General features: G+C 64.8%; 13 protein-coding genes. 10 read left to right on the top strand and 3 right to left on the bottom strand.

Annotation, left to right across the window (positions count from 1 at the left end):
• The first annotated feature begins 11 nt into the window (after positions 1-11).
• The 8 genes from zapE (at position 12) to lpdA (ending at position 11,014) form a co-directional block, all read left to right on the top strand.
• Positions 12-1,229, top strand: a complete 1,218-nt coding sequence (zapE, locus tag ABID44_RS13005) for a cell division protein ZapE (RefSeq protein ID WP_354152142.1) — start codon at positions 12-14, stop codon at positions 1,227-1,229.
• A 254-nt stretch (positions 1,230-1,483) separates the two neighbouring features.
• On the top strand, positions 1,484-2,452 hold the full coding sequence (mdh, locus tag ABID44_RS13000) for a malate dehydrogenase (RefSeq protein ID WP_354152141.1): 969 nt from the start codon (positions 1,484-1,486) through the stop codon (positions 2,450-2,452).
• Between the two features lie 18 nt (positions 2,453-2,470).
• Positions 2,471-3,667: an ADP-forming succinate--CoA ligase subunit beta gene (gene sucC / locus ABID44_RS12995; RefSeq protein ID WP_354152140.1), complete on the top strand. Its 1,197-nt coding sequence runs from the start codon at positions 2,471-2,473 to the stop codon at positions 3,665-3,667.
• Positions 3,668-3,673: 6 nt separating this feature from the next.
• Entirely contained in the window at positions 3,674-4,576 is a 903-nt protein-coding gene (gene sucD / locus ABID44_RS12990; protein WP_354152139.1) for a succinate--CoA ligase subunit alpha, read from the top strand.
• A gap of 137 nt (positions 4,577-4,713) precedes the next feature.
• The gene (locus ABID44_RS12985; RefSeq protein ID WP_354152138.1) at positions 4,714-7,701 is read left to right on the top strand and encodes a 2-oxoglutarate dehydrogenase E1 component; all 2,988 of its coding nucleotides are present in this window, start codon (positions 4,714-4,716) and stop codon (positions 7,699-7,701) included.
• 29 nt (positions 7,702-7,730) lie between these two features.
• Positions 7,731-8,990: a 2-oxoglutarate dehydrogenase complex dihydrolipoyllysine-residue succinyltransferase gene (gene odhB, locus ABID44_RS12980; RefSeq protein WP_354152137.1), complete on the top strand. Its 1,260-nt coding sequence runs from the start codon at positions 7,731-7,733 to the stop codon at positions 8,988-8,990.
• Between the two features lie 17 nt (positions 8,991-9,007).
• Complete coding sequence (locus tag ABID44_RS12975) at positions 9,008-9,526, top strand: hypothetical protein (RefSeq protein WP_354152136.1); 519 nt, start codon at positions 9,008-9,010, stop codon at positions 9,524-9,526.
• An 81-nt stretch (positions 9,527-9,607) separates the two neighbouring features.
• The gene (lpdA, locus tag ABID44_RS12970; protein WP_354152135.1) at positions 9,608-11,014 is read left to right on the top strand and encodes a dihydrolipoyl dehydrogenase; all 1,407 of its coding nucleotides are present in this window, start codon (positions 9,608-9,610) and stop codon (positions 11,012-11,014) included.
• A 78-nt stretch (positions 11,015-11,092) separates the two neighbouring features.
• Here lpdA and ABID44_RS12965 read toward each other — a convergent pair whose 3' ends face one another.
• From ABID44_RS12965 to ABID44_RS12955, 3 genes are all read right to left on the bottom strand, one after another.
• Complete coding sequence (locus ABID44_RS12965; protein ID WP_354152134.1) at positions 11,093-11,518, bottom strand: hypothetical protein; 426 nt, start codon at positions 11,516-11,518, stop codon at positions 11,093-11,095.
• Positions 11,519-11,610: 92 nt separating this feature from the next.
• Positions 11,611-12,678, bottom strand: a complete 1,068-nt coding sequence (locus tag ABID44_RS12960; RefSeq protein ID WP_354152133.1) for a TraB/GumN family protein — start codon at positions 12,676-12,678, stop codon at positions 11,611-11,613.
• A 50-nt stretch (positions 12,679-12,728) separates the two neighbouring features.
• Positions 12,729-13,676: a tyrosine recombinase XerC gene (locus ABID44_RS12955; RefSeq protein WP_354152132.1), complete on the bottom strand. Its 948-nt coding sequence runs from the start codon at positions 13,674-13,676 to the stop codon at positions 12,729-12,731.
• 100 nt (positions 13,677-13,776) lie between these two features.
• On the opposite strand from ABID44_RS12955, the gene rimM reads away from it, so the two are divergent.
• Both rimM and trmD read left to right on the top strand, forming a co-directional pair.
• Entirely contained in the window at positions 13,777-14,397 is a 621-nt protein-coding gene (rimM, locus tag ABID44_RS12950) for a ribosome maturation factor RimM (protein ID WP_354152131.1), read from the top strand.
• Positions 14,394-15,095 carry a tRNA (guanosine(37)-N1)-methyltransferase TrmD gene (gene trmD / locus ABID44_RS12945; protein WP_354152130.1) on the top strand — a complete coding sequence of 234 codons (702 nt, stop codon included), beginning with the start codon at positions 14,394-14,396 and terminating at the stop codon, positions 15,093-15,095. Before rimM ends, trmD begins: the two co-directional genes overlap by 4 nt.
• Positions 15,096-15,113: the final 18 nt, after the last annotated feature.

Here is a 15,113-nt window from a genome sequence, read left to right as displayed (position 1 = left end):
GCCACATCACAATGCATCTGCGTGACGGTATCCAGACGCGCGCGACCGTCAGGCAGAGCTATCTGCACCGTGTCGAAACCGGCGCGGTGCGCCGCGACGAGGCGCAACTCGCCATCGCCGACCGGCTCGATGATCTGATCGACGAGATCGCCGCAAAACGGCTCACCAGAAAATCCAGCGCGCTCGGCTGGCTGTTCGCCCGCAAGCGCGAAAAGAAAACTGAAGTGCGCGGCCTCTACATTTATGGCGGCGTCGGTCGCGGCAAGACAATGCTGATGGACATGTTTTTCGAAATGGTCCCGGCACGCGCCAAGCGCCGGGCCCATTTCAACGACTTCATGGCCGATGTGCATGATCGCATCCAGAAGCACCGGCAGGCGCGCAAGGAGGGCAGCGTCAGTGAAGACGATCCCATTCCGCCGGTGGCGCGCGCGCTGGCCGCAGAGGCCTGGGTGCTCTGCTTCGATGAGTTCGCCGTCACCGACATCGCCGACGCGATGATCCTGTCGAGGCTGTTCGCGGCCTTGTTCGACAATGGCGTGGTGCTGGTGGCGACCTCGAACGTGGCCCCGCGCAATCTCTACCACAACGGCCTCAACCGCCAGCTTTTCCTGCCCTTCATCGCCGTGCTGGAACGCCATGCCGAGGTGCTGAACCTCGACATCGACACCGACTACCGGCTGGAGAAGCTGAACAGCCTGCCGGTCTACATCACCCCGGCCGATGCGGCCGCCGACACCGCGCTCGACGCCGCCTGGGAAGCGATGACCGAAGGTCACGCGACCGCGCCGTCCAGCATCACGGTGAAGAGCCGCATCATACCCGTGCCCCGCTCGGCCGGTGACGCCGCCCGCTTCAGCTTCGCCGACCTGTGCGAAAAGCCACTCGGCGCGCGTGATTTTCTCGCCATCGCCTCGCATTACTCCACCATATTCATCGACCACGTGCCGGTGCTCGACGAAAGCCGCCGCAACGAGGCCAAGCGCTTCATCCTGCTGATCGACGTGATCTATGACCAGCAACTGCGGCTGGTGCTGAGCGCCGACGCGCCGCCCACCGGCCTTTATGTCGGACGCAAGGGCGTCGAAGCCTTCGAATTCGACCGCACCGCCTCGCGCCTCATCGAAATGCAGAGCCGCGACTGGCGCGATGTGTGGACGAAACGCAACCAAAGGGCGTCGGCGGGCGAAACCCGGGAGCCGGCCGCCGCAGCCGCGAGCGGCGCTTGAGCGAACCGTCACCATTTGGAGACAATCTTTTGCTTAATTGCCGCCGGTTCGGGGACAGCCGCCGAAAATTTTGACGTTTACGTAATTCAAACCGGTTCTAAACGATTGAAATTTCAGGAGTCGAAATAACCGATTGAATTTTTTTGACGCCGGGGCTATGGGGTCGGCGAAAATTCGCGGGGCTTTCCATATCCCACCTGCCTTCACCTCGACGCCATCGCGGCGCCGTCATAGCATAGGGAAATCATCCTGACATGGCACGCAAGAAGATAGCACTGATTGGCTCCGGCATGATCGGCGGCACCCTCGCCCACATGATCGGCCTTAAGGAACTGGGCGACGTCGTCCTGTTCGATATTGCCGAAGGCATCCCGCAGGGCAAGGGTCTCGACATCGCCGAGTCTTCGCCGGTCGACGGCTTCGACGCCCGCTATGTCGGCGTCAACGACTATGCCGGCATCGAGGGCGCCGATGTGTGCATCGTCACCGCCGGCGTGCCGCGCAAGCCGGGCATGAGCCGCGACGATCTTCTGGGCATCAACCTCAAGGTGATGGAGCAGGTCGGCGCAGGCATCGCCAAATACGCGCCGAACGCCTTCGTCATCTGCATCACCAATCCGCTCGACGCCATGGTCTGGGCGCTTCAGAAATTCTCCGGCCTGCCCAAGAGCCATGTCGTGGGCATGGCCGGCGTGCTGGACTCCGCCCGCTTCCGCTACTTCCTCGCCGAGGAGTTCAACGTCTCGGTCGAGGACGTGTCGGCCATGACGCTGGGCGGCCATGGCGACGATATGGTGCCGATGGTGCGGTACTCCACCGTCGCCGGCGTTCCGCTGCCCGATCTGGTCAAGATGGGCTGGACTTCGAAAGAGAAGCTGGACGCCATCGTCGAGCGCACCCGCAAGGGTGGCGGCGAAATCGTCGGCCTGCTCAAGACCGGCTCCGCCTACTACGCCCCGGCCTCCTCGGCGATCGCCATGGCCGAGAGCTACCTGAAGGACAAGAAGCGCGTGCTGCCTTGCGCCACGCACCTTAATGGCCAGTATGGTGTGAAAGACACCTATGTCGGCGTTCCGGTGGTGATCGGCGCCGGCGGCGTGGAGCGCATCATCGAGCTCGAATTCAACAAGGAAGAGCAGGCGATGTTCGACAAGTCGCTTGCCGCCGTCCAGGGCCTCACCGAGGCCTGCACGGGCATCGCGCCGCAACTCGCCCAGAAATAATCAAGGAGAGGCCCGCAAATGAACATTCATGAATATCAGGGCAAGCAGCTCCTGAAGGCTTATGGCGCGCCCGTCGCCGACGGCGTGCCGATCTTCTCGGCGGATGAGGCCGAGGCGGCGGCGAAGAAGCTTCCCGGCCCGCTCTATGTGGTGAAGAGCCAGATCCATGCCGGCGGCCGCGGCAAGGGCAAGTTCAAGGAGCTGTCCGCCGATTCCAAGGGCGGCGTGCGTCTCGCCAAATCGGTCGAGGAAGTCGTCGCCAACGCGAGGGAAATGCTGGGCAACACGCTGGTGACCAAGCAGACCGGCGCGGCCGGAAAGCAGGTCAACCGTCTCTATATCGAGGACGGCGCCGACATCGACCGCGAGCTTTACCTGTCTCTGCTGGTCGACCGCACCGTCGGCCGCGTCGCCTTCGTGGTTTCCACCGAGGGCGGCATGGACATCGAGGCCGTCGCCGAGGCGACGCCGGAGAAGATCATCACCGTCGCTATCGACCCCGATGCGGGCGTCACCGACGCCGACGTCGCCAGCATCAACGAGGCGCTGAAGCTCACCGGCGAGGCGGCCCAGGATGGCGGGAAGCTGTTCCCGCTGCTCTACAAGGCCTTCGTCGAGAAGGACATGAGCCTGCTTGAGATCAACCCGCTGATCGTCATGACCAATGGCCGCCTGCGTGTTCTCGACGCCAAGGTCTCCTTCGACGGCAATGCGCTGTTCCGCCATTCCGACATCGTCGAGCTGCGCGACACGAGCGAGGAAGATGAGAAGGAAATCGAGGCCTCCAAATACGACCTCGCCTATGTGGCGCTGGACGGCAACATCGGCTGCATGGTCAACGGCGCCGGTCTCGCCATGGCGACCATGGACATCATCAAGCTCTACGGAGCCGAGCCCGCCAACTTCCTCGACGTCGGCGGCGGCGCTTCGAAGGAGAAGGTGACGGCGGCCTTCAAGATCATCACCGCCGACCCGGCAGTGGAAGGCATCCTCGTCAACATCTTCGGCGGCATCATGAAATGCGACGTGATCGCCGAAGGCGTCATCGCCGCCGTCAAGGAAGTGGGCCTGAAGGTGCCGCTGGTGGTGCGCCTCGAAGGCACCAATGTCGAACTGGGCAAGAAGATCATCAACGAGAGCGGGCTCAACGTCATCTCGGCGGATGATCTCGACGACGCCGCCCAGAAGATCGTCAAGGCCGTGAAAGGGAACTGACCCCAGATGTCCATTCTCATCAATAAAGACACCAAGGTCCTCGTTCAGGGTCTGACCGGCAAGACCGGCACCTTCCACACCGAGCAGGCGCTGGCCTATCACGGCACCAGGATGGTCGGCGGCATCCATCCCAAGAAGGGCGGCGAGAGCTGGACCGGCGCAAAGGGCGAAACCCTGCCGATCTTCGCCACCGTCGCCGAAGGCAGGGACAGGACCGGCGCAACGGCGTCGGTCGTCTATGTGCCGCCGGCGGGCGCGGCGGCTGCGATCATCGAGGCCATCGAGGCCGAAATGGAGCTGATCGTGTGCATCACCGAGGGCATCCCGGTCATGGACATGGTCAAGGTCAAGGCCAGGCTCGAGAAGTCGAAGTCGCGTCTGATCGGCCCGAACTGCCCCGGCATCGTCACCCCGGACGAGTGCAAGATCGGCATCATGCCCGGCAACATCTTCCGCAAGGGCTCGGTGGGCGTTGTTTCCCGTTCGGGAACGCTTACCTATGAGGCAGTGTTCCAGACCACCAATGAGGGCCTCGGCCAGACCACGGCCGTCGGCATCGGCGGCGACCCGGTCAAGGGCACGGAGTTCATCGACGTGTTGGAGATGTTCCTGGCCGACGACGAAACCAAGTCCATCATCATGATCGGCGAGATCGGCGGCTCCGCCGAGGAAGAGGCCGCGCAGTTCCTGCGTGATGAAGCGAAGCGGGGCCGAGCCAAGCCGATGGCCGGCTTCATCGCTGGCCGCACAGCTCCTCCCGGCCGCACCATGGGCCATGCCGGCGCCGTGATTTCCGGCGGCAAGGGCGGGGCCGAGGACAAGATCGCTGCCATGGAAGCGGCCGGCGTCCGGGTTTCCCCATCGCCGGCGCGACTGGGGAAGACCCTGGTCGAAGCCATCAAGGGCTGATCGACGCGCCGGGCGGTCCTCCTGCCCGGCGCGATTGGCAAGGAGGGGACGTATTCACGGGATGGCCGTCTGGCCACCCACCATCGGCAGCACAGCCGCTAACCGTCAGGAGTTGAAGCAAAGGCTTCAAAAGCGACATGTCGAGACAAGACCAGAACAACGACCAATTCTCTCTCACCTCCTTCCTCTATGGCGGTAACGCCGACTATATCGAGGCGCTTCACGCCGCCTGGCAGGACGATCCCTCCGCAGTGGATCAGGAGTGGCGGGATTTCTTCGCCGCCCTGAAGGATGACGCCTCGATCGTAAAGAAGAATGCTGAGGGCGCATCGTGGAAAAAGCCCAACTGGCCGTTGCAGGCCAATGGCGAGCTGATCTCGGCGCTCGATGGCGACTGGGGCCTGATCGAGAAGGTCATCGGCAAGAAGGTCAGGGAAAAGAGCGCGGACACCGCGGGTCCTCTGGCCAAGGCGGACGTGCATCAGGCGACGCGTGATTCCGTTCACGCCATCATGATGATCCGCGCCTTCCGCATGCGCGGCCACCTGCACGCCAATCTCGACCCGCTGGGCATCGCCAAGCCGCAGGAAGACTACAACGAGCTGTCGCCACAGAATTACGGATTCTCCGAGGCAGACTACGACCGTCCGATCTTCCTCGACAACGTTCTCGGCCTCGAATACGCCACTGTGCGGCAGATGCTCGACATCCTCACCCGCACCTATTGCTCGACGCTGGGCGTCGAATTCATGCACATTTCCGACCCGGAAGAGAAGGCCTGGATCCAGGAGCGCATCGAGGGCACCGACAAGGAAATCACCTTCACCGCCGAGGGCAAGAAGGCGATCCTGTCCAAGCTGATCGAGGCGGAAGGCTTCGAGCAGTTCATCGACGTCAAGTACAAGGGCACCAAGCGCTTCGGCCTCGACGGCGGCGAGTCGCTGATCCCGGCGCTGGAGCAGATCATCAAGCGCGGCGGCGCGCTCGGCCTCAAGGAAATCGTGCTCGGCATGGCCCATCGCGGTCGCCTCAACGTGCTTTCGCAAGTGATGGCCAAGCCCCACCGCGCCATTTTCCATGAGTTCAAGGGCGGCTCTTACGCGCCTGACGAAGTGGAAGGCTCGGGTGACGTGAAGTATCACCTCGGCGCATCGTCGGACCGCGTTTTCGACGGCAATGAGGTGCATCTGTCGCTGACCGCCAACCCGTCCCATCTGGAAATCGTCAATCCGGTGGTGATGGGCAAGGCCCGCGCCAAGCAGGACCAGATCTTCGGCCGCAGCCGCGAGGAGATCGTGCCGCTGGACGAGCGCGCCAAGGTGCTTCCCCTGCTCATCCATGGCGACGCCGCTTTCGCCGGTCAGGGTGTTGTCGCGGAAATCCTCGGCCTCTCCGGCCTGCGCGGCCACCGCGTCGCCGGCACGCTGCACGTCATCATCAACAACCAGATCGGCTTCACCACGAATCCGCGCTTTTCGCGTTCGTCGCCCTACCCGTCCGACGTCGCCAAGATGATCGAGGCGCCGATCCTTCACGTCAATGGCGACGATCCGGAGGCCGTGGTGTTCGCGGCCAAGGTGGCGACGGAATTCCGCATGAAGTTCCACAAGCCGGTCGTCATCGACATGTTCTGCTATCGCCGCTTCGGCCACAACGAAGGCGACGAGCCCGCATTCACCCAGCCGATCATGTATCGCGCCATCCGCGCCCACAGGACGGCGGTGCAGCTCTATGGTGAACGCCTCATCGGCGAAGGCCTCGTCACGCAGGGCGACATCGACAAGATGAAAGCCGATTGGCGCGCTCGTCTGGAGGAAGAGTTCGAAGCCGGGCAGAGCTACAAGCCCAACAAGGCGGACTGGCTGGACGGCGTCTGGTCGGGCCTGCGCGTGGCCGACCATCAGGACGAGCTGCGCCGCGGCAAGACCGCCGTTCCGGTCAAGTCGCTGAAGGAGATCGGCAAGAAGCTCACCGAGGTGCCGAAGGATTTCGAGGTCCATCGCACCATCCAGCGCTTCCTCGACAACCGGCGCAACGCCATCGAAACCGGCGAAGGCGTCGACTGGGCGACCGCCGAGGCGCTGGCCTTCGGCTCCATCCTGCTCGATGGCAATCATATACGCCTGTCGGGTCAGGATTCGGAGCGCGGCACCTTCTCCCAGCGCCACTCGGTACTCTACGACCAACGCGACGAAAACCGCTACATCCCGTTGAACAATCTGTCGGCCGCACAGGCCGGCTACGAGGTCATCAACTCGATGCTGTCGGAAGAAGCGGTGCTCGGTTTCGAGTATGGCTATTCGCTGTCCGCGCCGAAGACGCTCACCCTTTGGGAAGCCCAGTTCGGCGACTTCGCCAACGGCGCGCAGGTGGTGTTCGACCAGTTCATCTCGTCGGGCGAGCGCAAGTGGCTGCGCATGTCGGGTCTGGTGTGCCTGCTGCCGCACGGCTATGAGGGTCAGGGTCCGGAGCATTCCTCGGCCCGTCTCGAACGCTTCCTCCAGCTTTGTGCGGAAGACAACATGCAGGTGGCTTACTGCACCACGCCGGCCAACTACTTCCATATCCTGCGCCGGCAGCTGAAGCGCGACTTCCGCAAGCCGCTGATCCTGATGACGCCGAAGTCGCTGCTGCGCCACAAGCGCGCCGTGTCGACCATCGCGGAGCTGTCAGGCGAAAGCTCCTTCCACCGCCTGCTCTGGGACGACGCGCAGTATCTCGACAACCAGCCGATCAAGCTGGTCAAGGATTCCAAGATCCGCCGCGTCGTGCTGTGCTCGGGCAAGGTCTATTACGACCTCTATGAGGAACGCGAGAAGCGCGGCGTCAACGACATCTATCTGCTGCGCGTCGAGCAGCTCTACCCGTTCCCGGCCAAGGCGCTGATCACCGAGCTGTCGCGCTTCCGCAATGCGGAAATGGTGTGGTGCCAGGAGGAGCCCAAGAACATGGGCGCCTGGTCGTTCATCGACCCTTATCTGGAATGGGTGCTGGCCCATATCGACGCCAGACATCAGCGCGTGCGCTACACAGGCCGCCCGGCCGCCGCCTCCCCGGCGACGGGCCTGATGTCGAAGCATCTGGCGCAGCTCGCCGCCTTCCTCGAAGATGCTCTCGGCGAATAACAACTGGATAAAGAGAACGGACAGGCACAATGGCTACCGAAATCCGCGTTCCCACTCTCGGCGAATCCGTGTCCGAGGCGACCATCGGCAAGTGGTTCAAGAAGGTTGGCGACGCGATCGTCGCTGACGAACCTCTGGTCGAGCTTGAAACCGACAAGGTGACGGTCGAAGTGCCAGCGCCTGCCGCTGGCACGCTGGTCGAAATCACCGCGCAGGAAGGCGAGACCGTCGGCATCGACGCGCTGCTGGGCGCCATCGGCGAAGGCAAGGGCGCGGCGCCCGCGCCGAAGCAGAACGTGGCCGTGGCGCAGGCGTCGGCGCCGACCGCCGCGTCCACCACCAAGGAAGCGGCCGCACAGCAGGCGCAGATCGCCGGCGAGGGTCCGATTGAGGAGCGCGCCATGCCGCCGGCCCCTTCGGCCGCCAAGCTTCTGGCCGAGAACAACCTGGCGACCGACCAGGTTTCGGGCTCCGGCAAGCGTGGTCAGGTGCTGAAGGGCGACGTGCTCGACGCCATCGCCAGGGGTGCGCCTTCGCAGCCGGCGGAGGCTCCCGTCGCCGCCCGTGCGCCATCCGCGGCGGATGACGGGGAACGCGAAGAGCGCGTGAAGATGACACGGCTGCGCCAGACCATCGCGCGTCGCCTCAAGGATGCGCAGAACACCGCCGCCATGCTCACCACCTTCAACGAGGTGGACATGAAGCCGGTGATGGACCTGCGCGCCAAGTACAAGGACCTGTTCGAGAAGAAGCACGGCGTGAAGCTCGGCTTCATGGGCTTCTTCACCAAGGCGGTGACCCATGCGCTGAAGGAAATCCCGGCCGTCAACGCCGAGATCGACGGCGCCGACCTCATCTACAAGAACTACGCCCATATCGGCGTGGCGGTCGGCACCGAAAAGGGCCTCGTCGTGCCAGTGGTGCGCGACGCCGACGCCATGTCCATCGCCGAGATCGAGAAGGAAATCGGCCGTCTGGGCGTGGCCGCGCGTGACGGCAAGCTCTCCGTCGCCGACATGCAGGGCGGCACCTTCACCATCTCCAACGGCGGCGTCTACGGCTCGCTGATGTCCACGCCGATTCTCAACGCCCCGCAATCGGGCATCCTCGGCATGCACAAGATCCAGGAGCGTCCGGTGGTGGTTGGCGGTCAGATCGTCATCCGGCCGATGATGTATCTGGCGCTGTCCTACGATCACCGCATCGTCGACGGCAAGGAGGCGGTCACCTTCCTCGTTCGCGTCAAGGAAACGCTGGAGGATCCGGAGCGTCTGGTCCTCGACCTCTGATCAGGGAGCTGCCGTCCGTGGCGACGAAGCATCGCATCCGGCGCGTCGGCGGGGCGGCATGCCTTGCCGCCCTGCTCATCGCCCGGGTTTCCGCCGCGCAGGCGGCCTGCCCCATGGAACTGTCCGTCTATGAAGACGAGGCGAAGACGGCCGGGATCGATTTCCGGCCGACAGGCGAATCCATGGTGGTGACGAACAGCTTCAGGATGAATCTGCATAGCGGCGTCCAGCTCGACGGCATCGTCATGTGGAGCGAGGAAACGCCGCGCCCCTATGCCTCGCTGCTCTATCAATGTCCCGAAGGCGACGTCACCGGCGACGAGATCGCCGAATGCACGCTGTGGGAAGGCCCGGTCTATGCTGTGGGAGCGGATGGCAAGGCCGGACTGCTGCCGGCGGAGGGCAGCCCTGCCCCGCAGGCGTTGATCTTGCCCGATCTTGGGCCGACCTTGCGTCAGGCTTCCATCTTCGCGGAAGATGCCGACGAGGCCGAACTTCCCGGCGACGTTTTCATGCTGAGCGGCTGTCAGGAATAGATTTTTCACCGGCGCGCCATCTGTCCGGCCGCCGCGACTCGATCGAATGGCCCACGCGGCCAGCAGGAAAGGATTGGACAAATGGCATATGATGTCGTCGTCATCGGTTCGGGCCCCGGCGGATATGTGTGCGCCATCAAGGCGGCGCAGCTCGGCCTCAAGGTCGCCGTGGTGGAGAAGCGCGAAACCTTCGGCGGCACCTGCCTGAACATCGGCTGCATCCCCTCCAAGGCGCTGCTGCACGCTTCCGAAATGTTCGCGGAGGCCGGCCATTCCTTTGATGCGCTCGGCGTCGAGATCCCCGCGCCCAAGCTGAATCTCGGAAAGATGATGGCGCACAAGGACACCACCGTGTCCGCCAATGTCGCCGGCGTCGCCTTCCTGTTCAAGAAGAACAAGATCGACTCGTTCCGTGGCGTCGGCAAGGTCGTCGCCGCCGGCAAGGTGGCGGTCGTCGCCGAAGATGGCGCCACGCAGGAAATCGAGACGAAGAACATCGTCATCGCCACCGGCTCCGACGTTGCCGGCATTCCCGGCGTCGAGGTCGATATTGACGAGAAGGTGATCGTCTCCTCAACCGGCGCGCTGTCTCTCGGCAAGGTTCCGGAGCACCTGGTCGTCGTCGGCGGCGGTGTCATCGGGCTGGAGCTCGGTTCGGTCTGGGCCCGGCTTGGCGCGAAGGTCACGGTGGTCGAGTTCCTCGACACCATCCTTGGCGGCATGGACGGCGAGGTCGCGAAACAGTTCCAGCGCATGCTCGGCAAGCAGGGCTTCACCTTCAAGCTGGGCTCCAGGGTCACCGGCGTGAAGAAGGCCAAAAACGGCGCGTCCGTGACCTTCGAGCCCGTGAAGGGCGGCGACGCCGAGACGATCGAGGCCGACGCCGTGTTGATCGCCACCGGCCGCAAGCCTTACACGGAAGGGTTGGGCTTGAAGGAAGCCGGCGTCGAGCTGGACGAGCGCGGCCGCGTCAGGACGGACGGTCACCTGCGCACCAATGTGGCGGGCATCTACGCCATCGGCGACGTGGTGGTTGGGCCGATGCTCGCCCACAAGGCCGAGGACGAAGGCGTGGCCGTTGCCGAAATCATCGCCGGTCAGGCCGGTCATGTGAACTACGATGTCATTCCGGGCGTCGTCTACACCAGCCCCGAGGTCGCGTCGGTCGGCAAGACCGAGGAAGAGTTGAAGAAGGCCGGGGTCGCCTACAAGTCCGGCAAATTCCCCTTCACCGCCAATGGCCGCGCGCGCGCCATGCAGCATACGGACGGCTTCGTCAAAGTGCTGGCGGACAAGGAGACCGACCGCGTGCTGGGCGTCCATATCGTCGGCTTCGGCGCCGGCGAGATGATCCACGAGGCGACGGTGCTCATGGAGTTCGGCGGTTCGTCGGAAGATCTGGCCCGCACCTGCCACGCGCACCCGACCATGTCGGAAGCGGTCAAGGAGGCGGCGCTGGCCACCTTCTTCAAGCCGATCCACATCTGATCGGCCGACAATTTATCGCAGGCAGGAACGGCCCGCCGGTTGGCGGGCCGTTTTTCGTTCACGCCCCCTGCGTAGCCATCAGTTGGCGGGCTGCTCGGGGGCAGGCTCGGCCGGAGCGGGCTCTGTGGGTGCGGGCTCGGTGGGCGCCGGAGCGCTGTCGGTCGGGCCCGGAGCCGGCTCTGCGGGTGCAGGTTCAGCCGGAGCTGGAGCAGGCTCCGCAGGCGCAGGTTCCGCAGGCGCAGGCGTGGGTTCGACCGGAGCAGGCGCCGGTTCCGTCGCGGCGGGAGGCGGCGCCTCCGGTGCGGGCTGCTGGCCGCCAGCGAAGATGTAGTAGGCGGCAAGCGCCAGCACGACGACGATCAGGGCGATGATCCAGGCGCTGCCACCACCACGTGGAGGTGGAAGGGGATCGAGGCGCGGATCGGACCCCGAAAGGGGCGGCACCGGGTTCAAAGGATCGAGCGGGCGCTGATCGTCCGGGCCCGGTGGGTGGGGATTGGCCATTCTGTCCTCCTGAAAAAGGATCAAGCAACCCAGACCAACGCAAAGAACGCCAACAGGTTGCATCGACCCCCATCAGATGGCGATCGACCGGATCAGGGAACCATGGTCACGGTGTAGCCGACCTTGCGGAATCCTTCCACCAATCCCTCCGGCCCCGGCAGATGCAGGGCCCCGACCGCGAGGAACGCATTGCCTCCATCAAGATAGTGCCGGCCATGTTCGACCATGCCCTTGTTGCGGCGGTTGATAAGCGCTTCCTCGAAAGCAGCATAGCCGGCGGAATCCTGCGCCTGCTGCGGCATCACGACATTGAACATCGGCATGATCATGCCGACTTCGCCTTTCTGGTAGAGCCGGATCATCGTTTCGGTCATGTCATTGATGCCGTCGCCCAGCCGGATCGTCTCCATCAGCCCCTGCATGTGGAATTCCATCGGCAGGGAGGCCATGGCGCGAAGCTGGTCGGCCGCCGTTTCCAGCCCGCCCAGCTTCTTGCCGGCTTCCTGCGCTTCCCGCGCCAGCGCGATGTCGAGGATTGGCTGGCCGGCGGAGCGGCGGTCGGTCTCGCATTGCGGCACCGCCACCATCGCCAGCAGCATCCACGGCTTCATCTTCGCAACGCTGCCGGGGGGAATGCCGCGCGCCCGCAGCGCCTGCCCCAGCACCTCGGCATCCTCCGCCGAAAGCTGCGAGGTGAGCGTTTCGGAACCGGTGAACATCATCAGTTCCGGATCCCCGGCCATGCTCGCCATCATGCGCGAGGGGTCAAGCACGTCCGTGGTCTCGATCACCACCGTGCCGGCTCCGTCGAAGGCAGCCTGCGCCGCCGGCGGCAGCTCGATCACGCGCGGATCGCTCAGATGGAAGGTGCCGAACAGATAGGACGGCGCGACGCCTTCCTTCCCCAGTTTCCACAGAACACCCTTGCCGTTAAGGACCGCATCGGCCTCCTGTCGCGCTTTCGCATAGGCGGCCGGATCGTCCCTTTCGAGTTTTTCCATCAGGTCGACGCCGGCGCAGGCGATCGCCTCGGCCTGCGCCCTGCCGGTCGCCAGGGCCAGCATGATGAGGAAAGACAGGAAGAACACGAGGTTCAGCCCCGCCAGAAGCTTCAGGCAGAACAGCGCGGCGCGGTCGGCGAATGCGGGAGCACGGGTCATGCCCCTCCCTTACCCTCAAATCGCGGCGAAACAGTTAATCGAAAAGACCGTCACGCACGTGGATGGGCGGATTCATAGATTTCCAGCAGCCGCGCCGTATCGACGCCGGTGTAGACCTGCGTGGTGGAAAGGCTGGCATGGCCGAGCAGTTCCTGAATGGTGCGCAGGTCGCCGCCGCGCCCCAGCAGATGCGTGGCGAAAGAATGGCGCAGCGCATGCGGCGTCGCCGTATCCGGCAGGTTGAGGGCCGAGCGCAGCTTGCGCATTTCGCGCTGGATGATGGCCGGGTTGAGCGGCCCGCCACGCGCCCCGCGAAACAGCGGCTTATCGGCCTCAAGGTGGTGAGGACACAAGCGGCGATACTCCATCACCGCCTTCACGGCGACCGGCAGCAATGGCGACAGCCGCGTCTTGCCGCCCTTGCCGGTCACCCGCAGCACCGTTTCGTCGCCGCCGGCAATGTGGCCGCCGACAAGGCCAAGCGCCTCGGCGATACGCAGGCCACAGCCATAGAGCAGGGTCAGCACCGCAGCGTTTCGCGCCGCGATCCATGGTTCTTCGGCGAGTTGCTCGCCGGTCGACACCACGCGTTTTGCGTCGGGCGCGGTCAACGGCTTGGGCAGGGATTTGGGCTGGCGAGGGGCGCGCATGGCGGCGGCTCCGGCGGCGTTCACCATGCCGCGACGTTCCAGAAAGCGCAGCAGCGAGCGAACGCCGGCCAGCCCCCGCCCCAGCGTGCGCGCGCCCGCTCCCGCCCCGCGCCGCGCCGCGAGAAAGGCGCGCAGGTCGGCCGGCTTCAGCTCGGCGATGTCAGCGATGCCGGGCGGCCCGCCGCAATGACCGGTCAGGAATTGCAGGAACTGGCGCGTGTCGCGCTCATAGGCTTCCACCGTCAGCCCCGCCAGCCGCCGTTCTCCCGCCAGCGCCGCCAGCCATTCGACGCGCACGGCCTGCAGGTCCGGTTTTGCCGAAATGAGGAATTGTTCCTGTGTCTTCATGCGCGCATCTTCCTCCCATCGGGTTAGGAAGCGGTGAAGCTTGCTTGAAAAGCAGACGTCCTGAAACTAGGACAACATGGAATCGCAAGGATCGAACGCCATGGCCAAGCTCGAAAACCCCGTCCAGATGGCCGTGATCGGCGCACCGCATGGCATAAAGGGCGAACTGCGCGTCAAGACCTTCACCGGCGACCCCGAGGCGCTGGGCGATTACGGCCCGCTCTACACCCAGGACGGCCGCGCCTTCACGGTCCTCAGCATCCGCGCTGCCGGCGCCATGGCCGTAGTGCGTTTCGCCGAGGCGAAGGACCGCAATGCAGCCGAGGCGCTGACCGGGACGGAGCTCTTCGTCGACCGATCAGTGCTGCCCGAGCCGGAAGAGGAGGACGAATTCTACCATGCCGACCTGATCGGCCTCGACGTGCGCGACGATACCGGCGCCGCGCTCGGCAAGGTGCTGGCCGTGCAGAATTTCGGCGGCGGCGATATTCTCGACCTGATGATCGGCGGAAGAAAAGGCGTGCTCATTCCTTTCACGCAGGCAGCCGTCCCGCAAGTGGCGATCTCCGAGGGCTTCATCCGCGTCGATCCCGTCGCGGCCGGGCTGGTGGAGGACGACAACGATGACGACCGTCCCCCAGATCACCCGGATAGCGAGGGTGAAGGTCCCAACCCATCCGGTCGCCCTCGCGGACCGAAAGACGCCGGAGGAAACCGGTGAGATTTTCCGCTTCGGTGCTGACGCTCTATCCGGAAATGTTTCCGGGGGCGCTTGGAATGTCGCTTGCCGGCCGGGCGCTTGAAGCCGGCGCCTGGTCGCTGGAGACGGTGCGGATCCGCGATTTCGCCACTGACCGCCATCGCACCGTGGACGACACGCCGGCCGGCGGTGGCGCGGGCATGGTGATGCGCGCCGACGTGCTGGCCCGCGCCATCGACCATGCCGCTCCGCCATCCGACCCCCGCCCGCGCCTTCTCATGAGCCCGCGCGGCCGCCCGCTGACGCAACGGCGCGTGCGTGAACTCGCCGCCGGGCCCGGCGCGGTCATCCTGTGCGGCCGCTTCGAAGGCGTCGACGAGCGCCTCATCGAAGCCCGGCAGCTGGAGGAAGTGTCGATCGGCGATTACATCCTGTCCGGCGGCGAACCGGCGGCGCTGGTGCTGCTCGACGCCGTGGTGCGCCTGCTTCCGGGCGTCATGGGCAACGAGCTGTCGGGCGAGGAGGAAAGTTTCGAGGGTGGACTTCTGGAGCACCCGCACTATACGCGCCCACAGGAATTCGAGGGCAGGCCGATCCCGGAGGTGCTGACATCCGGCAATCACGCGAAGATCGCGGCGTGGCGGCGGGCGCAAGCGGAAAAACTCACGCGCGAAAGGCGACCGGACCTCATCGCCCCGGAAACCGCCACCGGGAACTGACGTACCGGGGACTGAAGC

Origin of the sequence: Aquamicrobium ahrensii (assembly GCF_040545755.1) — a bacterium.
Classification (GTDB): domain Bacteria; phylum Pseudomonadota; class Alphaproteobacteria; order Rhizobiales; family Rhizobiaceae; genus Mesorhizobium; species Mesorhizobium ahrensii.
This window is presented reverse-complemented; position numbering and strand designations above follow the sequence as displayed.

Bases quoted from the DNA above. Each gene is read 5' to 3' on its own strand.
- ABID44_RS12965 (WP_354152134.1), bottom strand. From the start codon at position 11,518: ATGGCCAATCCCCACCCACCGGGCCCGGACGATCAGCGCCCGCTCGAT.
- sucD (WP_354152139.1), top strand. From the start codon at position 3,674: ATGTCCATTCTCATCAATAAAGACACCAAGGTCCTCGTTCAGGGTCTG.
- ABID44_RS12955 (WP_354152132.1), bottom strand. From the start codon at position 13,676: ATGAAGACACAGGAACAATTCCTCATTTCGGCAAAACCGGACCTGCAG.
- zapE (WP_354152142.1), top strand. From the start codon at position 12: ATGCATCTGCGTGACGGTATCCAGACGCGCGCGACCGTCAGGCAGAGC.
- rimM (WP_354152131.1), top strand. From the start codon at position 13,777: ATGGCCAAGCTCGAAAACCCCGTCCAGATGGCCGTGATCGGCGCACCG.
- sucC (WP_354152140.1), top strand. From the start codon at position 2,471: ATGAACATTCATGAATATCAGGGCAAGCAGCTCCTGAAGGCTTATGGC.
- ABID44_RS12960 (WP_354152133.1), bottom strand. From the start codon at position 12,678: ATGACCCGTGCTCCCGCATTCGCCGACCGCGCCGCGCTGTTCTGCCTG.
- mdh (WP_354152141.1), top strand. From the start codon at position 1,484: ATGGCACGCAAGAAGATAGCACTGATTGGCTCCGGCATGATCGGCGGC.
- ABID44_RS12985 (WP_354152138.1), top strand. From the start codon at position 4,714: ATGTCGAGACAAGACCAGAACAACGACCAATTCTCTCTCACCTCCTTC.
- odhB (WP_354152137.1), top strand. From the start codon at position 7,731: ATGGCTACCGAAATCCGCGTTCCCACTCTCGGCGAATCCGTGTCCGAG.
- lpdA (WP_354152135.1), top strand. From the start codon at position 9,608: ATGGCATATGATGTCGTCGTCATCGGTTCGGGCCCCGGCGGATATGTG.